We start from the raw sequence: 21,890 nt of genomic DNA on the forward strand, positions 1-21,890 counted from the left end.
AGCATTTAAAAAATTAAGGCTAGTTAAGAAAAATCGAATAGATTTTTTAAGTCTTAAAGCAGAGCTAAACTTAATATTTCTTAACTTCTTAAATGCTCTTAATGGTTTAATTTTATTCAAATAGCTCAGCCGTGTCCAATACGGAAACTTTTCCATCTTCACATCTAATCGCCTCTCCAGGGAAGTTTTGAATCATGTGATAATCATGTGTTGCCATTACCACAGCAGCTCCGTTTTCTAAAGCAACCTGTTTTAGTAAGGTCATAATTTCGTTAGAAGTTTCTGGATCAAGGTTTCCCGTTGGCTCATCGGCTAAGATAAGGTCTGGGTGATTTAATAAAGCTCTTGCAATCGCCACACGCTGTTGCTCTCCACCAGAAAGCTCATGAGGCATTTTGTGCTTTTTGCTTTTCATATTTACACTTCCAAGAACCTCGTTGATACGGTCTTCCATTTTTGTTTTATCGCTCCATCCGGTAGCTTCAAGAACGAATTTCAGATTTTTCTCAACAGTTCTGTCAGAAAGCAACTGGAAATCCTGGAAAACAATTCCTAATTTTCTTCTAAGGTTAGGAATGTCGGAAGTTCTCATTTTTGCGAGATCAAAACCAACAACAGCTCCATGTCCGGACGCTAACGGAATATGCCCGTAAAGTGTCTTTAATAATGAGCTTTTCCCGGAACCTGTTTTTCCGATAAGATAACAGAATCTGCCTTTTTTGATGTTAAGATTCACATCAGAAAGAACAGTGAAGTTTTTTTGCGCAATCTTGGCGTGTTGTAAACTTATAATACTATCTCCGGCAATATTTGTATGTGGCATAATTCAAATTTAAGAGGCTATTTCTAAAATATTTTTTCAGATCTTAAAAATAGAAAAAAGAAACCTAAAGAAACTAAATTTTAGTAAATTTTAACAACAAAAAATGCCTGAAAAAGTTCTTTTCAAGCATTTTTGTATATTGTAATTTAAGATATTATCTCTTAGCTCTTGCAGAACTTACAGATAGACTCTTTCTACCTTTAGCTCTTCTTGCTGCCAAAACTCTTCTACCGTTAGGCGTTGACATTCTTTCTCTGAAACCGTGTTTGTTTCTTTTTTTTCTCTCCGATGGTTGGAATGTTCTTTTACTCATTACTATATATTTAAGTCGTAATTAATATTAATTTTTCAGGTTGCAAAGATATAGATTTTTTTATAAGTTCCAAACTTAACGACTCTTTTTTTAGAAAATATTGAATCTTTTTTCATCGTTAATTTTATCACGCCCATGAATAAATGACTTGCGCAGTGTTTAAAAATAATGAGTAATGATTTATTTAAAAGCTCTATCTTTGAAGACTCAAATTTAAAGAAAATAAATGTTTACACCAATAGAACTTTTAGAAATTAATGCACTTCTTATTCCTGAAAACAAAATAGTTATTCTTACACACTATAATCCGGATGGAGATGCTATTGGTTCTAGTTTGGGCTTAAAGCATTATTTGCATGCAAAAGGAATCAATGCGGAAGTGGTTGTACCCAACGATTTCCCTAAGTTTCTGAAATGGATGCCTGAGGCCAGAAAAAACATTGTTGCCGAATACAAAAGAAAAGTAGCTTTTGATATTATTAATGAAGCGGATGTTATTTTCTGTCTTGATTTTAATTCACCTGCGAGAATCGGGATTTTGGGCGATTGGTTGGTAAAAGCCAGAGCTAAAAAAATTCTTATTGATCATCATCAGCAGCCTGAGGAATTTGATTATGTATATTCTGATACAATAATTCCTGCAACTTGTCAGATGATTTATCACTTCATCGAAGCGATGAATGATGAGCATTTGGTGAATAAAGATATTGCAGAATGTCTTTACACCGGAATCATGACGGATACAGGAGGTTTCCGTTTTCGTTCTACAAGTGCGGCGACACATAGAATTATTGCTAATTTGATTGAAAAAGGAGCAGATCCTTCTATTATAACTTCCAACACTTGGGATACCAACACGGTTTCACGTCTTCATTTATTGGCTTTGATTTTAGGAAGAATTGAAGTGGTGAATGACGGCAAGGTGGCTGTTTTATATTTAACAAGAAAAGAACTTCAGGAATATGGTTTCCAGAAAGGGGATACCGAAGGTTTTGTTAATTACGGATTGAGTATTGTTGGAGTAAGAATGTCTGCCTTCTTTATGGAAGATTTGTATGATGATTTCATTAAAATATCTTTCAGAAGTAAAGATGATGTAGATGTGAACCAATTCTCAAGAAAATATTTCAGTGGAGGAGGGCATATCAATGCAGCCGGTGGAAAATCTAATGCTTCTTTAGCAGATACGCTTGAAAATTTTAAAGCTAAAATTGTAGAAGAGACTTTGTAATTAAGCTTAAAGTCAACAATAAATTTTGTGTTTTAATTTTAAACTAGAAAAAAGCTAAAACTCTACAACACTCAAACCCTCTCACTCAAGAAACTCGACTGTGTCCCTTGTCTTCTAGTTCTTTACAGGTATATTCGTAAACCTCTTGAAACATGACGTCAAGATTTTTTTTAGTGAATAAACTGAATTTGGTCATTTTCGGAGGATCGAGAAAAATATCGCATGATGGCGCTTTTGAGTAAACAGATTTTGCGATGGCTAAATGTAAAATTCGGTCAAATTCTTTCATTAAACTCATTTTATCGAGACTGTCATAACTAATTGAATTCACGTGAGATGCAATTAAAAAATCACATTTATCGATGATTGGTTCAATGGGAAGATTGTCCAGAACACCGCCATCAATATATATTTTCTCACCCACTCTTACCGGTGGAAGAACAAAAGGAACGCTTGATGAAGCTAAAAGAGGAGTAAAAAGTTCACCTTCCGAAAAGAAATCGACAATTCCGTGGGTCATTTCTGTAGCCGCAACATAGACCGGGATTTTCAGGATTTTAAAATCGTCTTCAGGGAAATAATCTTTTAATAATTTTAAAATAAAGTTTGAACTAAAAATACCGTTTTTGGAAAGTCTTAAATACGATCTTGAAAAAAATGTGGTATGTTTTACGATTTCCATCATTTCATCCGGAGATTTCCCGAAAGAATAGAACGCTGCAATGATAGATCCCGCACTTGTTCCGGAGATAATCTGTGGTTTCAAATTGTATTCTTCCAAAGCTTTCAGAACCGCGATATGAGCGATTCCGCGCATTCCTCCACCCGAAAGTGTCAGGCCGATGATTGGTTTCTTTTTTTTGGAAGAGAATAGACTCATTGAAAAATTTAATCTTTACTAATATACGTGAATTTTTGTTAGAAGAATATTAAGGTTCGTCGCAATCAGAATCGATTTTTATGAAAAGTGAATTAAATTCTTTATACATTTTCTCATCATGCAATGGACCGGAAACTTCATCGTTTGCGCAATTTCCCCAGCCAAAAACGACAAGGTCTAAAATAGCGTAATCTTTTTTATCAACAGAATTCAGGCGACTTTCAAACTCGTTCATAATTCTTTGTGGATCGCTGTTTCTCTTGCTCATTTCTTCACGGAGTTTTCGCCATTCTTCAAACATTTCGGTTTCGTTGGAGTTTAAAGCTTTTACAAAACGGTCACAATTTTTAGAATATTTTTTATTTAACAAAATAGATGGATCCGAAAATGCAATGATTTCCGTCTTTCTCATTTCATATTCCTGAAGCAAAGATTGATAGGTTTGTTTCTTTATATTCTGCCAATAAGATGTATTGACGATCTTTAAATTTTCAATTAAATTCTTCTTTTCAGCGAAATCTTTATCTAGTTTTTTAAGAATCTGATCCTTATCATTTCTTACTTGTTGCAGTGCTTCAAGCCTGAAAACCTGTGGAGTACTCAACATGACTGAGCCTAGCTGAAAGTAGAGTTTGTAAGTTCCTTCAAGTTCTTCTTTGGTATATTTATTTTCGTCAAAATATCCTTTATTTTCACATAATTCGGTTTGGAAATTAAAAATTCCCGGCTTGCTTTGTTCAGTTTTTAAAGTATCTTTCGATGTGTTTTCCGTAACAGCAACCGAATCTTTTAGATTGTTCTTATCTAAAGATTGCATCTCTTTTTTACAACTGAAAAATGAAAGAAAGACGATTGAAAGGATGAAAATTCTCATAAATAATTTTTAGAAAACTAAATTTTTAGGCATGTTGCGAAGAAGTTCTGTATTGATGATTTCAGCACAGATCGCAGGTTTTTCCCAATGACCGTTGTGCCCGCAATCAAGAACATAAGATTTTATATTGGTTCTGTCAGGAAGATTTTTAATTGTTTTATCTGTTTTTACGGCATTGTCGTGTTTTCCTGCTATTACTAAAATTTTAGCTTCAAGATTTTCTAACACATGTTTTTTATCGGTTCTTTCAACCATACCTTTTACACAGGCTAAAGCTCCTAAATTGTTTGTTGAAAGGGCAACTCTTAAAGCTGTTTCAATTTTTCCTTCCAGAATATCTCTTTCGTTTGGATTAAATAAATTAGGAATTCCGGCTCTTGCATAATGCGGAAAAGCGTCTTTGATGATTCTGTAGCTTTTTATGCGCTGTTGTTTCTTCTCTTCGTCATCCGGAAAATAGGTAGAGAAAAATAAGGTTAAACTTTTCAGTGTTTCAGGATATTTTTCAGCAAAAGCCAACGAAATGTAGCCACCCATTGAATGTCCCAATAAGTGAACTTTTTCTAATTTCCGATTATCTAAAACTTTTTTCACTTCATCAGCCATTAAATCAATGGTATGGATTTCTCCATAAATTTCAGATTTTCCGTGGCCGGGAAGGTCTATTTTCAATAATGAAAAATTTTCGGACAAATGAGGTTCCATATCGCTCCAAATAGAGCTGTTTTCCATGAAACCATGAAGTAATACCAATGTCTCTTTTCCGTTTCCTTTTTTCTCGAAGTGCAGCATGATTTCAAATATTAAAAGTGAATATCAATATAATCTACAAATCCCGAACCGTTTACCATATCCTGAAGTCTCCAGGTCTTTCCGCCGTCTTTGGACATGAATGTTTTTGTCCCTTTTCTGGTGTAAGGCTTTCCGTTGTTATCTGAGGAAATACTTTGAGTGATTTCTCCTGTAAAATTCAGATGTTTAGGAGAAACTACAACAGCTGATCCTTTAATGGTTACAGAAATTTCGCCAGATTTTATACTTCCGGAAACATCATAATCATCCCGACCCATTTTTTTAAAGTTTACAGAGCCTGTTTTTGTTGAAGAATTCTGACTTTGATAGGTGAATTTATGATCTCCGCTAAAATCTTTGAAATTATTTTCGCTGTTTTTGGCTTTAATGCTGTCATTTATTTTTGTTCGGGCAGCATTAATAGAATCAACGATTTTTGTGCTATCTGACTGATTTGCAGTAGATTGTGCGTCTTTTTTTGAACATGAAACAACTAAAGTTGTAATAGCAATTGCGGTTATTAGGTTTTTCATCAATATTTAAAATTATAGTCTCAAAATTAAATAAAAAAGAGCATTTTAAAAATGCCCTTTCGTATTATTTTGTTAATTCCTCGTAAACTTTCTTTTCCCAAGGTTTTATGTCTGTGATTCCGTATCGTTCTTTTTTAGAAATTGCAATATTATCTAAAACATCTACGAAATTCTTATAATTAGCATCGTCAGTAGGTTCAATAATAATTGTGAAATTTTCTTTAACTGGAGCATTTTGATAAGCTTCAGAAATAATCTTTGAAATTTTCACTCCGCTAAAATCTGTTTCTTTTAGGTTTTTTGCATTTAAATCTTCCTTATCTTGTTGATGGTAAAATACTCTGTCATCTTTTCCAAGAATAAACGTTACTTGATTTCTAACATCAATTACGTTTGTTGGTGGTAACGGACTTTTCGCAGGTAATCCCAGATCCATCACATTAGGTTTTGTAAAGTTGGTGGTAAACATAAAAAAGGTAATTAATAAAAACCCTAAATCTACCATTGGAGTCATGTCAACTCTGATCAATTTCTTCTTTTGCTTGCCTCCTTGTTTTTCTTGTGCAATTACTTCAGCCATAATTAATATTTTTTAATGTTAAACAGTTTGTGATAAAGAGTGAATAATTGTTCTTTATTTGAAAGATTCAATACAAAGTTTATACCTAAAATTAGAAAATGTTATAAATTTTCTAAAATCAATTGTTATTTAACATTAAAAAACCTCATGAGTTTTTAATTTCATAAGGTTTTAGGATATTTTAAGTGATTGTGCTTGATTGTTTAAAACAAAAAAACTCACACTTTTCAGTATGAGTTTTAAATAATATTTTGAATTGTTTATTTATTCTTTTTATAATAATTAACACCGCATTCCAAGAATTTTTTGAAATCTTCTTTCGGCATATATCCTGAAACAGGAGAATTAATAACTTTTCCGTCCGGAGTAATCAACACATAATGTGGTTGAGAATTATTATTAAAATTCACTTGTTGGAACAGGCTCCATCTGTCACCAATCGTTTTTACTTTCTTAACTTGTCCTTCACCAAGATCAATTTTAGTTTTTTGATCTTCAGGAAGTTCTTCTTTATCATCAACATATAATGAAGCCAGAACGATGTCGTTTTGAAGAATTGGTAAAATATCCGGTTCGCTCCAAACGAATTCTTCCATTTTTCTACAGTTTTCGCAACCGTAACCTGTGAAGTCAATTAGAACAGGTTTGTCTTCTTTTTTGGCTAATTCAATAGCTTTGAAGAAATCATGCTCAGGATGCATTCCCAGAATTCCATCTTTTTCGTCGTGGAAATAACTAACATTCAACGGAGGTAAAATTCCGCTTAATAATTGGAGTTTCGGACGCTCTGATGGCATCAATCCTTGAATCATATAAACAACAAAACCAATTCCCAATACTCCTAAAACTTTTCGTGCAATAGAAATTTTTGGTTTTTTATCATCATGTGGAAATCTTATTAATCCGAATAGATACAACGTTAATCCAATTCCGATAACGATCCAGATCACGATGAAAAGTTCTCTTTTTAATAAGAAAGTTTTAGAAACTAAATCTGCTTTTGATAAGAATTTCAATGCTAAAGCCAATTCTATAAATCCTAAAACGACTTTTACAGTATTCATCCATCCTCCCGATTTTGGAAGACTTTGTAATGCTTGCGGGAATAAAGCCAGCAATCCGAAAATAATTGCCCAAGCCAAACCAAAACCTGTTAAAGCCAAAGTTAAAAGCGTTGGAATATGTGATGAACCCGATAAAGATCCTCCCAATAAACTTCCTAAAATAGGACCTGTACAAGAGAAAGATACAATCACCAAAGTTAAAGCCATAAAGAAAATACCGATGATTCCACCAGCTTCTTCTGCTTTTGAAGATTTGTTTGCGATTGAACTTGGTAACGAGATGTCATAGTATCCGAAGAAACTTCCTGCGAAGAAAATAAATACGATAAAGAATACGATATTCAGCCAAATGCTTGTTGAGATTTCGTTGAAAACATTTCCTGCAATTCCGTCAATTAAATGAAAAGGAACACTTAATAAAACAAAAATAAGAAGAATGAAAAATCCGTAGATCAATGCATCTCTTTTCCCTTTTGCTTTATTTTTATTCCCTTTTGTAAAGAACGAAACCGTTAACGGAATCATTGGGAAAACACACGGTGTCAACAATGCAATCAGCCCTCCAATAAATCCTAGAAATAAATAAGTCCAATAATTTTCGCTGTCTTTAACGGCTGCTGTTCCACAATCTGTTAAAGGTTTTTGAAAATCAATAGATTCTATTTTTAATTGTTTTGGATCTAATTTTGAAACTCCTGCAACTACCGCTGTTTCTGTTTTTACAGGATTTTCCACTGCTGTTTCTACTGTTTTAACAGAATCTTTTGGAGTTTCTGCTTTTTCAGTGATAGCTTCTGCCGTTGCCCCTTTTGGAGTGATTTTTTGAGTGAATTCCAACGTATTCGGAGCCAAACAAACTCGGTCGTCACAAGTCTGATAGGTAATTTCTGCAACTACATCACCAGGTTTTGTTCCGTCTTTTAATTTAAATTTTTGCTTGAAACCTGCAGAATTGGAGTAGAAAATAATTTTCCCGCCAAAAGCTTCAGAAAATTCTTCATGTTTTTTACCTGTTTCGGTAAATTTTCCAATTAGTTCAATATTTTTTCCGGAAACTTTATATTCTGTCGGAATTCCTGTGTCTTCAGGAATGTCTTTAGAATAGATATGCCAACCGCTTTCCATTGTTGCATTCAACACGGCTTCATATTGGTTGTCTCCCAGTTCGTTAACCGTAAGTTTAAATTTTACAGGATTTTTGATTTGTGCATTAATTCCTGTCGCTAAAAACAGCAGTATTAATAAAAACCAGTTTTTAAATTTCATTTTTCTTTTATTAAAAGTTTTGAGAATGTTTTTTGTTTTCTCATCCCATGCATGTTGTCTGTTTTTAACCAAAAAAGGATTATTTTTTCTCCAAGTAAGGTTAAATTTTTTACTTCGCTAAAATAGCTAATTTTTACTCCTTAAAAAAACTCAGGAACTTTGTTTTTTCTACGAATCAATTTTACAAAAGATGCTCGTTGATATATTTTACCTTAGCAGTAATAGAGATACGTATTCTTTTGAATCAAAAATTTGCATAAAATACTTCTATTGATTTTCTCAATACGTTCAATTATACGATTTGAAAAATATCTTTATAATTGCTTCAAAATATCTTCTGCAGAGGCTCTTTCTTTATAATCAGGATTAAAATATCTCCAAGAGATCACTTTATTTTCATCAAGAATATACGTTGCAGAAACAGGTAGCCTTCCAGAATTATCAGATCTGCTTGTCGCAAAACCTTCTACTTTTGAAGTATAAGCGGCCAAAGTTTTACTATCGGGAGTATATAAAACGTCAAAAGCTTCAGCAATTTTATACCCTTCATCATATAAAACAGTGTATCCGGTTTTTGTTTTGGAAAGGGTTTTCTCTATAAATTCAGGTTTTTCAGGAGAGATAATAACCAGTCTTGCATTTTTAGCTTTTAATTCCGGGGCTAAATTTTGAAGAGACTCAATATATTTATTACAGTAAGGGCACCATTGTCCACGGATGAAAACTAAAATCAATTTTTCCTTTTCTTTCGCCGAGGAAAATGTCTTTCCTAAATGATCTTTTGCCGAAAAATCTGCAATTTTATCTCCAACCATTTTTCCTTTCACCATATCGAGTGTTTTAGGAGCCATGTTTGATGAAACTTTACTTAAAACTGAAGATCCAACTGTCGAAAACTGCTCTGCATCATAATATCCAAAATCATATTGAACTAATTTTCCCGTCGCGTCTAAAAATAAAAATGATGGAAAATTCACAATTTTAAATTCTTTTGCCAATGCTACACCTTCTTTTTCTGCGTCTATAGCAAGGTTTACAAAGTTTTTGTTGAATAATTCTCCAACTTTAGGATCTGTAAAAGTGTTTTTCTGCATCAATTTACATGGTCCGCACCAAGTTGTGTAGATGTCTATGAAAATAAGCTTGTTTTCTTTTTTTGCAATTTGTTTTGCAGCCTCAAGATCAATGCTTTGAAAATTGATCCCTTTCTTACTTTGTGCATTAGCGGAAATTCCGATCAATAAGCACAGACTTAATACAATTGTTTTAAACATAATATTGATATTTATTATTAAGTTCCAAAAACAAAAAAAAATCACCCGACTTTTGGGTGATTTTTTTATAATTGACTGTATTTCAGTGCTAAAAATTATCGTTATTTTTTATTTTTCGAATTTGTTCAACACATTTATGCTTCTGATTTTGTGCATTATGCTTGCTGGAATATTGGTATTTGGTCTGAATTTCTTCAATACTTTTATTTTTCATAAAAATATCCTGAATTAAGTTTTTGCAATGGGTAGAAATAGAATTAATGTAACCATTTAATTTATCCCAATAATCTCGTTCGTTCTCAATAGCTAAATTGATCTCTTCTTGGTGTGTAGCGTAATAATTTTCCGGAATCTCTATGAGAAACTCTTTATTTCTAAGCTTTTTCAGCCATAAATTTTTAGAAATCCCTGAAATGTAATAACCAAGACAAGTGTGTGCTTTGAAGTCGTCAGTAAATAGTTTTTCGTATAAAATAACCAACGCATCCTGAAAAATGTCTTCAGCATCTTCAAGATTTCCTCTATTATTAAGAACGAATTTTTTAGTATAAACAAAGTATTTTTGATATAAAATGGCGAAAGCTACATTGCTATTCTTTTTAAAATCTTCTATTGCTAGAGTATTTGTTGTTTTTCTGTCCATTTTATTTTCAATGTTTTTTTGGTGTGCTTACCTGTAGAAAATCTTCCGTCTTGTCGATAAGGTAATATTCCTAAAATCTGATCTTTAGAATCACATAATAACCAAATGTTTTCCTTTTCGAAAATAGATAGTTTTTCGTCTCGCAGGAATTTAGAAACTTTCTTTTTCCCTTTCATTCCGATCGGGAAAAATAAATCACCTTCTTTCTTTTTTCTTAGCTTTAAAGGAAGATGTATTTTTTCCATATCTAAAAGCCATTCTAATGATTCTGTAGTTGAAATCTTGAATTCCAGACTTTCGGGTAAAATTATTTCCAGATTTTCATTGATATTTAAAATAATTTCTTCTGGCTTTTCATTCAGAATATCAGAATTTAGGTTTGAAAAAATCAATTCATTGCGGTCGATTTTTAATTGATAATCTTTTGATAAAAAAGAGCTTCCGTTTTCAGCTTTAAAAATTTTCGAAATTTCCTCTTCTTGATTAAAACCATACTTTTTTAAAATCTCAAACTTTACAAAATTACTTTCCTGATTCAGCTTTTCTTTGGATAAGATTTTATGATCTTTGTTAAATATCGAAAGCTTATTTTCTATTTCTTTAATTTGATTCTGAACAAAATCTTTGGTCTGATTTAAATATGAAGAACTTTTTTTGAAGTTTTCCAGGAAATGTTCGTTTGTTTCCATAAGTTTGGGAACAATCTCGTTTCTGATTTTATTTCTTAAATAATCACTTTTTTTATTGGATAGATCTTCACGAAATTCAACATTATTTTCTTTTGTAAATTGGTAAATCTCTTCTTTTGAAAACTGCAGAAGTGGACGAAGAATATTATTGTCATTCGATGGAATTCCACTCAAACCATTAATTCCAGAAGCTTTTGATAAATTAATAATGAAAGTTTCCAATTGGTCATTCAAATGATGAGCAGTTACTAAAAACTCCAAATTTTCCTGTTGCTGAATTTTTTTAAAGAAATTATAACGCAATTCTCTCGCCCAAAGCTGAATAGAATTTTCAGGTTTTTGATCTTTCTCAGAAACTTCATACAAGTGAAACGGAATATGATTTTTCTTACAAAAATCCTGAACCACTTTTTGATCAAGATCAGAATCTTCTCCACGAAGTTTATAGTTAATATGTGCAACCTGAAACTTAATCTCAGAATCCAGAAACAAAGAAGCTAAAACCATAGAATCAGCACCACCGCTCACTGCCAATAAATAGGAATGATTTTCAGGTGATTCAATGAGATTTTTTAATTGATTTTTAAAACTTAAATAGTCCAACATCTGTGTTGAGAATTTCTTTTATACAAAGATAAACCATTAATTAAAATGAATTTTCCTAAATTTGATTCGTCTAAAAAAGATTATTTATGAAGATTATTAAAATTCTAGCAGTTTCTGCGATGGCGTTGGGGATGACATCTTGTATAAGCAAAAAGCAATACGATGCTCTAAGTTCAAACTACAAGCAATGTATTGAAAACATTGGCGAAAGACAAAGAGAGATCCAGGATCTGAAGTCTCAAAATTCTGCATTATCAGGAGAGAATAATTTACTAAAAAGTCAGCATGATGCTTTAAAATCATCATTAGATGCTTGTTTGTCTAATACAGGAAAAAGCTCTGCAAATATTGATAAATTGGTAAGCGAGATTAACTCTTCAAACTCTTATATTAAGCAGTTGATTTCTAATAATGCTAAAAATGACAGTTTAAATTTAGCTTTATCAAACAAACTGAAAAGATCTTTGGATAACGTAACAGACGATGATGTTCAGGTAAAAGTATTGAAAGGAGTTGTAATGATTTCGCTTTCAGATAAAATGCTATATAAAGTTGGTGATTACAATGTATTGCCTGCAGCTCAGGAAGTATTAGGAAAAGTTGCTAAAGTTATTAACGATTACGATAAATATTCAGTATTGATTGAAGGTAACACAGATAATTCTCCTTTAAGCTCTCCAAACTTACCAAGAGATAACTGGGATCTTTCTGCTTTGAGAGGTACATCAATTGCTAAAGTTTTACAGTCTCAATTCGGGGTTGATCCTGCAAGAATTACAGCAGGTGGACGTTCTGAGTACAATCCTAAAGCGACAAATATGAGCGTTTCTGGAAGAGGTGAAAACAGAAGAACGGAGATCATTATTATGCCTAAGCTTGATGAATTCATGAAATTGATGGATATTACTCCTAAGAAATAAGAATTTCAAATTCAAAAATAAAAAATAACTCCCGGAGAAATTCGGGAGTTATTTTTTTAATCAAATTAATTCTTCTTTTTTCAATAACGAAATAATTCTTTGAAAAAACGAATTGGACATTTCAGGTTTAGTTTTTTTTAAGGAAGAATCCGCCTTGCCCAAAGGCATTGCGGTCTTCTGATTCTTCGTGTTAATTAGTTTTCCCCCTACATTCATTTTATTTTTTCTTAGTGTTTTTACCCGTCTTTGCAAAGATATAGGAATAGCCATTCGAAAACATCCGTATTTTTACGGTAATTCGCATGGGGTTTTCCCTATTTTTCGGAGAATCTTTGTTTCAAAATTTATTCTTTTTCCTTATATTTAGTTAAATTTGACTCACAAAAATTGTAAGAATGAGCTTTTTTGAAGAAAAGAATGCTGAAATGGACAGGTATCTGGAGACACACGCATCTTCCGAACCTGAAATTCTGAAAAAACTGAGAAGAGAAACCTTTCAGAAAACCACACAGCCTCACATGATTTCGGGATATCAGCAAGGGAGACTTTTAACGATGATCTCTCAGATGATGCAGCCTAAAAATGTTCTCGAAATTGGGACTTTTACAGGATATGCTACTTTATGTTTGACTACAGGCCTGGCAAAAGACGGAAAAATAACAACTTTAGATGTAAATGAAGATCTTGCTTATTTACCCAGAAAATATTTTCAGGAAAGTGAATATTCTAATCAGATTAATTTTAAACTTCAGGATGCAAAAGAATTCTTAAGTGAAACTGATGAGGTTTTCGATCTTGTTTTTATTGATGCTGATAAAGAAAATTACGCTGAATATTTTAGACTAATTAAACCCAGAACAAAATCGGGTTCAGTAGTTTTGTTTGATAATGTTCTTTGGTACGGGAAAGTTTTGGAAGAAAATCCGAAGCAAAAATCAACCCAAGTTATCAAGGAATTAAATGATTTGATCGCAAAAGATGATGATTTTGAAAATCTTATTTTACCTTTGCGTGACGGAGTAAATTTCCTGAGAAGGAAATAATTAAAAGAGTAAAGAATTCTGAGATTTAGAAATGAGAAAACAGATGATTTTCTTAATTCCTAAATTTCTTAATCTCTAAATTTAAAAGATGGATAAAGGAATTTGTAATGTTACAGTAGCACCGGTGCGCGCAGAAAATTCTGACAAAGCAGAAATTGTTACGGAAATATTGTTTGGAGAAAGCGCAGATATTTTGGAAGTGAATAAAAACTGGACCAAGATAAAAATGCATTATGACGGCTATGAAGGATGGATGGATACCAAACAGATAAAACCTGTAACAGACGAAGAGTTGGCCAATAGAAAAGTTACGGTAGTCACGGAAGATTTTTCTTCTGTGCTTACAAATGATGGCAGAACTTTGCTTTCAATGGGCTCTGAAGTAGAATTTCAGACTGTAGCTTCAAGAAGAAGTCATGATCTCCGTGAAAGTGTTGCACTGACGGCAAAAGAATTCCTTAATGTGCCTTATTTATGGGGTGGCAAAAGCTTTTTTGCAGTAGACTGCTCCGGTTTTACACAATTGGTGTATAAAGTTCATAATATTAAACTGCCAAGAGATACGTATCAACAGGCGGAAGTAGGAGATGCGCTAACTTTCGTTGAAGAAAGTCAGCTTGGTGATCTTGCTTTTTTTGAAAATCCTGAGGGTAAAATTATTCATGTCGGGATTATGTTGGATAATCAAAAAATCATCCATGCATCAGGAAAAGTGAGAATTGATACGCTGGATTCTACAGGTATTTTCAATAAAGAACTGAATAAGCATACTCATAAATTAAGAGTGATTAAAAGTATCCTTTAATTGAATTTTCTATATAACATATTCATCAATCTTCTCATTTTCGGAATGAAGGTTTTTTCGTTGTTTAATGATAAAACTAAAAAAGGCGTTGAAGGAAGAAAACAATCATTACATATCATCAAATCCAGGCTTTCACTGTCTGATAAAGTAATCTGGATGCACGCTGCAAGCTTGGGCGAATATGAGCAGGGTTTGCCGGTTTTAGAAAAGTTAAAAGAGCAGTTTCCGACACATAAAATTCTTGTGACTTTTTTCTCGCCATCAGGGTATGAAAATGTGATTAAAAAGAAACATATTGCAGATGTTATTTGCTATTTACCTTTCGATAAAAAATCTACGGTAAAAGAATTTATTTCTCAATTTCAGACTGAACTATTTTTTACGGTGAAATACGATTATTGGTATAATCTTTTGTTAGAATTAAAAGCTCAAGGCACAAAAACTTATGTTATTTCTGCTTTATTTTATGAAAATCAATCTTTCTTTACATCGTATGGAAAGTGGTTTGTAAAGCAATTGCAAAATAATATCGATTGGTTTTTTCATCAGACAGAAATGTCTTTTGCTCTTGCTAAAAGCGTGGGATTAAATAATTCTTCAATTGCCGGAGATACAAGATTTGATCGCGTAAAACAATTGCGGGAAAGAGATAATCATGTAAAATTTATCAAAGAATTTATTGAGGATAAAAAAACGATTGTGTTCGGAAGCTCTTGGAAATCAGAGGAAAAGATCGCCGAAATTATTTTTAAAGCAAATTCAGATATTAAAATGATCATTGCTCCTCACGATTTGAAAAGGGTTGAAAATTTAAAACAAATTTTTCCTGATGCTTTATTATACAGCGAAGTTGAAAATCAATCATCATTGAGCAATCATCGTTTATTAATTATAGACAGCATCGGATTATTGTCAAAACTCTATTCTTACGCTGATATTGCCGTTGTAGGAGGAGGTTTTCATGATGCAGGTTTGCATAATATTTTAGAAGCAGCAACTTTCGGTATGCCTGTGATTTTTGGAAATCATTACAGAAAAAATCCTGAAGCAGATGATTTGATCAAAGCTAACGGTGGAAAATCTTTTGAAGAAGAAAATGTAGCAGCAGATTTTGCTTTATTTCTTATGAATAGCGATAATGAAGAAGTATTAAATGAAATGTCTGCTAATGCCAAAAAATTCGTTGATGAAAAGCCCAATTCAACAGAAATTATCCTAAAGAAAATATTATCTTAAAAATCCCTGACTTTTTATTTCTTTCATAATCTGGTCTAAATTGTCTGGAATATTTTCACATTTCAGCCAATTGAAATCTAAGCCATTATTTATACAAAGTTTTTGTAGATAAGTATTGCTGTTTATTTTTTTATGTAAATCGGCTAAAAGTTCATCAAATTCCATCCAGTAATCTTCATCTAATTTTTTGACTAAAATTAATGCTCGAAAAATTTTATTGATGATATAAAGATAGAGTTTGTAAACGTTGTCAAACCTTTGTCTGCCAAGATCTTCGTTGCTTTCTAAAATTTCATTGATCAATAATATATGAAGAGAAACTTCCCCGAATTTATCGGTGGTAATTTTAATATGCTCCGTTATTTCTGCACTTATTTTTCGAATAATGGTCTGGAAATATTTTTGATTTCCGATGTATTTTGATGCTAAAAGAACTTTTTCCTTTACATTTTCTTCCATTGCATCTCGCTTGTCATCGGTCGTTTCCGTGTCGATCAATTCGAAATAAAGTTTTTTAGACAAAAGTTTATCCTTTTTCAATAATCTGAAAATGAGACGGTCTTTTTCTACAGGAGAGAAATTGCTTAATGCAGCTTTAAATTCTTTTGAATATTCCATTAATTAAAGATTTTAGAATATTTTAAAAATCCGTTCAATGCCCAGTTTGCAGTGTAATACAATGATTTTACAGTAGAGAATCCCATGAAATCTTTATATACCAAATATTGATCTTTAATGATGTTTTGCTTCTTTCTGGAAACACTGTTTTCGCGCATTCTGTATTTTGCTAACGTCTTTTTTACGGGATACCCTTTTGGGATTTCTTTTAATAAATTCAGCCACATTACATGGTCTTCACGTTTGCTTTTTATTGGGAAGAAAAATTTTCCAACTCTTTTTGTATCGTAAATTGTGGAAACCGGAGCCAATCTGCAGGTTTTCAACAAGTTTGAAAAAGTTACGATCTTATCTGCAAGAAAATCCTTTAAAATAGGCTCCATTGTATGCTCATCACACCTTGAATAGTTACAGTAAACAAGTTCTACTTTATTTTCCTGCATATAATCGGTCATTGTTTCCAAATATTCAGGATACCAAAGATCATCAGAATCAAGGAAGGCAATGTATCTTCCCTGAGCTCTTTCAAGACTATTGTTTCTGGCATTTCCTGCGCCTCCGTTTTTTTCTAAAGCTACCAGTTTTATTCTCGGATCATTGTGTTTTTTGATGAGTTCTACGGTATTGTCTTTAGAAAGGTCGTCCGTGATTAGCCACTCCCAGTTTTCATAGGTTTGGTTAAGGACAGATTGTATCGTTTCTTCTATAAATTCTGCAGAATTATAGCAGGGAGTGATGATGGAAACAAGGTCTTTCATTCGTGCAAATATAAATAGATTTAAAGTCTTATGAGGGAATATTAAAAATTATAAAAATCGTTTTTCATACAAATGCCACGAGCTTACGCCGACACCTACTACAACCAGCATACAAATAAATGCCATGAAATATGGATTGTAATTCGCAAATAAACCTAAAGTCGCAAATACTCGGATAATAGGGAAGTGGAAGATGTAAATTCCATACGTGAAATCTCCGTATTTTCCGAAATTATTTAAAAATTTAAAAGAATAGGCAACGTAAAGAACGATGATGCTAATCATTATAGGTGAGAATAATTTAATTTTAAAAATCAAATCAATCCAAACCGTTAGAATAGCGATGATGAAAAGGATATTTTTATGTTTAATGAATTTTTCAAAATTAAAATAAACCAACATTCCGCCAATGAAATAACATAATGCTCCCGGAATTTGCCTTGAAATTTCTACTTTTCCTGTCATCTCAAAATAATTAAGATAAATTAATGAAAGAAAATAAAATACTACTAAACTGATGTTTCTGTATTTATTATCCTTTCCAAAAAACAAGAAAAGAACCGGAACTAAAAAGTAAAAACACATTTCAATTTTTAAGGTCCAAAGTGCACCGTTTACCGCTCCGTTACCGAAAACTCCGGGAAGATTGGGTGCCATAAAGTTCATGAATGCGGAATTCCAAAGAAGATATTTAAGTGTTTGTGGGCTGCTGAAATATTCTGAAAAAGAAACGGTACTTACCAGACTTAATAATATGGTGCATAAAACCACCACCAATAAATAGGCAGGAACAATTCTGTTCAATCTCTTTTTGACGTATTTTTTTAAGGTACTTGTTCTTTCATAGCTTCGCGCGATCAAAAAACCACTGACGATGAAAAATGCGAAAACACCAACTTCTACAGGGCTGTGCTTTAGAAACTCAAGGGTAGGGGATGCACTTAGATAGCCTAAATGCCCAATGAAAACAATAAAAGCGAGGAGAACACGGATGAAGTCAAAATTATTTTTCGCGATGTCTTGCATTTGTTTTTTCTGCAAAAATAACTTTTTTAATAAATATATGGGACTCTTGGATAGTTCAATATTTGTTAAATAGTGGTAATATTGCAGGTATAAGCCGTAATAATTTTAGAAATATAGGTTTTTGAAATAATTTTTCACAAAAAACTATTAAATAAATCAAAAAAATTATAATTTTAGCGCTTGAAAAATTTGATACATGAAGAAATTAGCATTACTATTTGCAGGTTTATCATTATTCGTAGCTACGGGATGTAATAATGATGACGATACTCCGGTTGAAGCTCCTCTTGTAGGGGTGTGGCAGCCACTAAAAGAAGTCATCACTACTATAGAAACGGGAGAACAGCCTATTTCAGATCTGATCACTTATACCGACTGTCAGAAACAATCCAGATGGAGATTTAATACTGAGGTAGTAGGAAAAAGAACTGAATGGAATGATACTGCTACACCAGGGCAGTGTGCTATTTCATCAGATCGTAATTTCAATTATACGTACGACAAAAGCGAAAAAACGATCCAGATAAAATATCAGGGAACAGTAGAACCATCTAACGGGAAAGTAATTACCCTTAATGAGACTACACTGAACCTCTCAATAAGAGAAGAAACTTCAGATCCTACCGTTTATAAGACCAGAACCTATACTTTTAAGAGAATTCCTCAATAATTAAAGTAATAGTATAAATAAAAAAGGTCTCATCTTCGGATGAGATTTTTTTGTTTGGGTATGAATTATAATTAATCGAAAATTAAAGTTCCATTTCTATTAAAATCATTATTTTTGTGAAATACTAGAATTGGAATTATAATAAATCTAACATCTAGAGTCTAACATCTAATATCAATAACAACGTGTTTTACGATCATCAGCAGATAGAAAAAAAGTGGCAGAAATACTGGGAAGACAATCAAACGTACAAAACTTCCAATAACACAGACAAACCAAAATTTTATGTTCTCGATATGTTTCCGTATCCATCGGGGGCGGGGCTTCATGTAGGTCACCCACTGGGATATATTGCGTCAGATATCTATGCGAGATATAAAAGACATCAAGGGTTTAATGTTCTCCACCCGGTTGGTTACGATAGTTTCGGACTGCCTGCTGAGCAATATGCAATTCAGACAGGGCAACACCCTGCAATCACTACAGAAAAAAATATCAACAGATACGAAGAGCAATTAAGAAAAATTGGTTTTTCATTCGACTGGAGCAGAGAAGTAAGAACCTCCGATGCTTCCTATTACAAATGGACACAATGGATTTTCATTGAATTGTTCCATTCTTGGTATAATAAAAATACAGACAAGGCAGAATCTATCGAAACGTTAATCAAACATTTTGAAGAAAAAGGATCATTAGATTTAAATGCCAATCAAAACGACGAATTAAATTTCACCGCAGAAGAATGGAAAGAAGCTTCTGAAATTGATAAAGAAGATATTTTATTAAATTACCGTTTATCTTTCAGAGCAGAAACTACTGTAAACTGGTGTCCTGCTTTAGGAACAGTATTGGCAAACGACGAAGTGAAAGACGGAAAATCCGAAAGAGGAGGTTTCCCGGTTTTCCAAAAGAAAATGATGCAGTGGAGTATGAGAATTTCTGCATATTCTGAAAGATTGTTGCAAGGTCTTAAAACTTTAGACTGGCCACAACCTTTGAAAGATGCCCAAGAATATTGGATCGGAAAATCTCAAGGCGCTCAGGTTAAATTTAATATTGATACTCACGACGAGATCGTTGAGGTGTTCACAACAAGACCTGATACTATTTTCGGAGCAACATTTATGGTGTTGGCGCCGGAAAATCCTTTAGTTGAAACAATTACTACTCCAGAACAAAAAACTGAGGTAGATACTTATATTGAAGAAACTTCCAAGAAAACTGAAAGAGACAGAATGTCTGACGTGAAAAACGTTTCAGGTGCTTTCACGGGAAGTTATGCAATCAATCCTTTCAGCAATGAAAAGATGGCGATCTATATTTCAGATTACGTATTGATGGGTTACGGAACGGGAGCTGTAATGGCTGTTCCTGCGCATGACGAGCGTGATCACAGATTTGCGAAGAAATTTAATTTAGAAATTAAAAAAGTTGTAGAAACTGAAGAAGACGTTCAGGAAAAATCTTTTGATTCTAAAACAAGCGTTTGTGTAAATTCAGATTTCTTGAATGGTTTAAGCTATGACGAAGCAAAAGCACTAATTATTGACGCCGTTGAGAAAAAAGGAATTGGTCACGGAACTACAAATTACAGACAGCGTGATGCAATTTTCTCAAGACAGCGTTATTGGGGTGAACCAGTTCCTATCTATTATAAGGATGGAATGCCTTACACGTTGCCAAACGCGGCATTGCCTTTAGCACTTCCTGAAGTTGAAAAATATTTACCAACAGAAGACGGAGATCCGCCATTAGGAAATTCAAAAACTTTTGCTTGGGATGAAGCGAACCAGAAAGTGGTTGCTACAGATTTAATTGATGACAAAACTATATTTCCATTAGAATTATCTACAATGCCGGGTTGGGCAGGAAGCTCATGGTATTTCCTTAGATATATGGATCCTAATAATGATGAGGTTTTTGCTAACAAAGAATTAACCGATTATTGGGGACAAGTAGATTTATACATCGGAGGTAGTGAGCACGCAACGGGTCACTTATTATATTCCCGTTTCTGGAATATGTTCTTAAAAGACAGAGGATATATTAATAATGATGAGCCTTTCCAAAAATTGATCAATCAAGGGATGATTTTGGGGATGAGTGCTTATATGGGACAGTGTATAGGTTTGGTATATAATAATGAAGTTGTTTTAAAATTGGACAAGCAAGTTTTTATATCTAAGAAAAGTATTAAAGTCAAAACTGAACTTTCTCCTGAAAGAACCGAAGAAGGGTGGAGGCAAGGTACATTAACAATGAATACAAGCGATAGGTTTCATGAAGTTAGATTTAAAAATGATTTGATACAAAAACTAAAAGAAACTAATTCTTTATATCAGAATATATCAAATGAACAATTTGATTTAGGATTCATGGAAATTCCAGTCGATGTTAAATATGTCGAGAATGATATTTTAGATATTAAAAAGTTAAATGAAGCAAATGATTTAAGATTTAGGGACTCTTCTTTTATATGTCTAGATGATGGAAGCTTTTATGTTAGACGCGAAGTAGAAAAAATGTCTAAATCTAAATACAATGTTGTAAATCCTGATGATATCTGTGACGAATACGGAGCAGACGGTTTAAGATTGTATGAAATGTTCTTAGGTCCATTAGAGCAATCCAAACCTTGGAATACGCAAGGTCTAAGCGGAGTTTATGGTTTCCTGAAAAAATTCTGGAACCTATATTTTAATGAAGGAGTTTTTGAAGTTTCTGACGAAGAACCTACAAAAGCAGAATATAAAGTGTTGCATACATTAATAAAGAAGGTGGTTTACGATATCGAAAACTTCTCTTTTAATACGTCTGTATCGTCATTTATGATTGCTGTAAATGAATTACAAAAAATAAAATGCAACAAACGCAATATTCTTGAGCCTTTAGCCGTTATCATCTCGCCGTATGCCCCTCACATCTGTGAAGAGCTTTGGAACTTATTGGGACATGATACTTCTATTGAATTCGAGAAATTCCCGGAACTGAACGAAACCTACTTAGTAGAAGACGAAATTGAATATCCGGTGAGCGTAAATGGTAAAATGAAATTTAAATTACCTCTACCTGCACAATTATCAGCTAAAGAAGTTGAGGATTTGGTGATGAAGGATGAGAAAATTCAACAAATTCTGGATGGTAAAGCACCGAAAAAAATCATTGTGGTGCATCACAGAATTGTGAATATTGTAATTTAAAAGAAATTTAACATTGGTAATTTAAAAAAAATGAGGGGTTAATTTT

General features: G+C 32.9%; 21 protein-coding genes. 7 read left to right on the top strand and 14 right to left on the bottom strand.

The genetic code is table 11. The annotated features are described in order from the left end of the window. Positions 1-112: 112 nt before the first annotated feature. On the bottom strand, positions 113-823 hold the full coding sequence (locus A0O34_RS11515) for a cell division ATP-binding protein FtsE (protein WP_066754755.1): 711 nt from the start codon (positions 821-823) through the stop codon (positions 113-115). 154 nt (positions 824-977) lie between these two features. After that, positions 978-1,136: a 50S ribosomal protein L34 gene (gene rpmH / locus A0O34_RS11520; protein WP_054511485.1), complete on the bottom strand. Its 159-nt coding sequence runs from the start codon at positions 1,134-1,136 to the stop codon at positions 978-980. Positions 1,137-1,362: 226 nt separating this feature from the next. Here rpmH and A0O34_RS11525 point away from each other — a divergent pair, with 226 nt between their 5' ends. Further along, positions 1,363-2,367: a DHH family phosphoesterase gene (locus A0O34_RS11525; RefSeq protein ID WP_066754757.1), complete on the top strand. Its 1,005-nt coding sequence runs from the start codon at positions 1,363-1,365 to the stop codon at positions 2,365-2,367. 85 nt (positions 2,368-2,452) lie between these two features. Here the strand turns inward: A0O34_RS11525 and A0O34_RS11530 are convergent, their stop codons facing one another. The 9 genes from A0O34_RS11530 to tilS all read right to left on the bottom strand — a co-directional run bounded on the left by A0O34_RS11530 (position 2,453) and on the right by tilS (position 11,568). Further along, positions 2,453-3,247 carry a patatin-like phospholipase family protein gene (locus A0O34_RS11530; RefSeq protein ID WP_066754759.1) on the bottom strand — a complete coding sequence of 265 codons (795 nt, stop codon included), beginning with the start codon at positions 3,245-3,247 and terminating at the stop codon, positions 2,453-2,455. 49 nt (positions 3,248-3,296) lie between these two features. Continuing rightward, the gene (locus A0O34_RS11535; protein ID WP_066754761.1) at positions 3,297-4,121 is read right to left on the bottom strand and encodes a hypothetical protein; all 825 of its coding nucleotides are present in this window, start codon (positions 4,119-4,121) and stop codon (positions 3,297-3,299) included. Positions 4,122-4,130: 9 nt separating this feature from the next. Next, on the bottom strand, positions 4,131-4,913 hold the full coding sequence (locus tag A0O34_RS11540) for an alpha/beta fold hydrolase (RefSeq protein WP_066754763.1): 783 nt from the start codon (positions 4,911-4,913) through the stop codon (positions 4,131-4,133). Between the two features lie 11 nt (positions 4,914-4,924). Further along, positions 4,925-5,446: a hypothetical protein gene (locus A0O34_RS11545; protein WP_066754764.1), complete on the bottom strand. Its 522-nt coding sequence runs from the start codon at positions 5,444-5,446 to the stop codon at positions 4,925-4,927. 64 nt (positions 5,447-5,510) lie between these two features. After that, on the bottom strand, positions 5,511-6,026 hold the full coding sequence (locus A0O34_RS11550) for an ExbD/TolR family protein (RefSeq protein ID WP_066754765.1): 516 nt from the start codon (positions 6,024-6,026) through the stop codon (positions 5,511-5,513). Positions 6,027-6,286: 260 nt separating this feature from the next. After that, the gene (locus tag A0O34_RS11555) at positions 6,287-8,356 is read right to left on the bottom strand and encodes a protein-disulfide reductase DsbD family protein (RefSeq protein ID WP_066759670.1); all 2,070 of its coding nucleotides are present in this window, start codon (positions 8,354-8,356) and stop codon (positions 6,287-6,289) included. Positions 8,357-8,670: 314 nt separating this feature from the next. Further along, entirely contained in the window at positions 8,671-9,630 is a 960-nt protein-coding gene (locus tag A0O34_RS11560) for a redoxin domain-containing protein (protein WP_066754766.1), read from the bottom strand. Between the two features lie 88 nt (positions 9,631-9,718). Beyond that, positions 9,719-10,273: an RNA polymerase sigma factor gene (locus A0O34_RS11565; RefSeq protein ID WP_066754767.1), complete on the bottom strand. Its 555-nt coding sequence runs from the start codon at positions 10,271-10,273 to the stop codon at positions 9,719-9,721. Further along, on the bottom strand, positions 10,246-11,568 hold the full coding sequence (tilS, locus tag A0O34_RS11570) for a tRNA lysidine(34) synthetase TilS (protein ID WP_066754769.1): 1,323 nt from the start codon (positions 11,566-11,568) through the stop codon (positions 10,246-10,248). Before tilS ends, A0O34_RS11565 begins: the two co-directional genes overlap by 28 nt. 86 nt (positions 11,569-11,654) lie before the next feature. Here tilS and A0O34_RS11575 point away from each other — a divergent pair, with 86 nt between their 5' ends. The 4 genes from A0O34_RS11575 to A0O34_RS11590 all read left to right on the top strand — a co-directional run bounded on the left by A0O34_RS11575 (position 11,655) and on the right by A0O34_RS11590 (position 15,572). Further along, positions 11,655-12,488, top strand: a complete 834-nt coding sequence (locus A0O34_RS11575; protein WP_066754771.1) for an OmpA family protein — start codon at positions 11,655-11,657, stop codon at positions 12,486-12,488. A 395-nt stretch (positions 12,489-12,883) separates the two neighbouring features. Continuing rightward, on the top strand, positions 12,884-13,531 hold the full coding sequence (locus A0O34_RS11580; protein ID WP_066754772.1) for an O-methyltransferase: 648 nt from the start codon (positions 12,884-12,886) through the stop codon (positions 13,529-13,531). An 88-nt stretch (positions 13,532-13,619) separates the two neighbouring features. Next, positions 13,620-14,336 carry a C40 family peptidase gene (locus A0O34_RS11585; RefSeq protein ID WP_066754774.1) on the top strand — a complete coding sequence of 239 codons (717 nt, stop codon included), beginning with the start codon at positions 13,620-13,622 and terminating at the stop codon, positions 14,334-14,336. Then, positions 14,337-15,572: a 3-deoxy-D-manno-octulosonic acid transferase gene (locus A0O34_RS11590; RefSeq protein ID WP_082891148.1), complete on the top strand. Its 1,236-nt coding sequence runs from the start codon at positions 14,337-14,339 to the stop codon at positions 15,570-15,572. It abuts the gene before it with no gap. Here A0O34_RS11590 and A0O34_RS11595 read toward each other — a convergent pair. From A0O34_RS11595 to A0O34_RS11605, 3 genes are read right to left on the bottom strand one after another with little or no spacing between them, the layout of a single operon-like run. Further along, a complete protein-coding gene (locus A0O34_RS11595) occupies positions 15,564-16,190 on the bottom strand; it encodes a deoxyuridine 5'-triphosphate nucleotidohydrolase (RefSeq protein ID WP_066754778.1) in 627 nt (208 codons plus the stop codon). The genes A0O34_RS11590 and A0O34_RS11595 overlap by 9 nt on opposite strands. Then, positions 16,190-16,948 (bottom strand): glycosyltransferase family 2 protein, encoded by a 759-nt coding sequence (locus A0O34_RS11600; protein WP_066754779.1) that lies wholly within the window; start codon positions 16,946-16,948, stop codon positions 16,190-16,192. The genes A0O34_RS11595 and A0O34_RS11600 overlap by 1 nt, the downstream gene beginning before the upstream one ends. 48 nt (positions 16,949-16,996) lie before the next feature. Next, positions 16,997-17,989, bottom strand: a complete 993-nt coding sequence (locus A0O34_RS11605) for an acyltransferase family protein (protein WP_157886006.1) — start codon at positions 17,987-17,989, stop codon at positions 16,997-16,999. A gap of 181 nt (positions 17,990-18,170) precedes the next feature. On the opposite strand from A0O34_RS11605, the gene A0O34_RS11610 reads away from it, so the two are divergent. Further along, complete coding sequence (locus A0O34_RS11610) at positions 18,171-18,644, top strand: lipocalin-like domain-containing protein (protein WP_066754786.1); 474 nt, start codon at positions 18,171-18,173, stop codon at positions 18,642-18,644. A 185-nt stretch (positions 18,645-18,829) separates the two neighbouring features. Next, positions 18,830-21,844 (top strand): leucine--tRNA ligase, encoded by a 3,015-nt coding sequence (locus A0O34_RS11615; protein WP_066754788.1) that lies wholly within the window; start codon positions 18,830-18,832, stop codon positions 21,842-21,844. Positions 21,845-21,890 lie beyond the last annotated feature (46 nt).

This window comes from Chryseobacterium glaciei, assembly GCF_001648155.1.
In the GTDB taxonomy this organism is placed as follows: Bacteria; Bacteroidota; Bacteroidia; order Flavobacteriales; family Weeksellaceae; genus Chryseobacterium; species Chryseobacterium glaciei.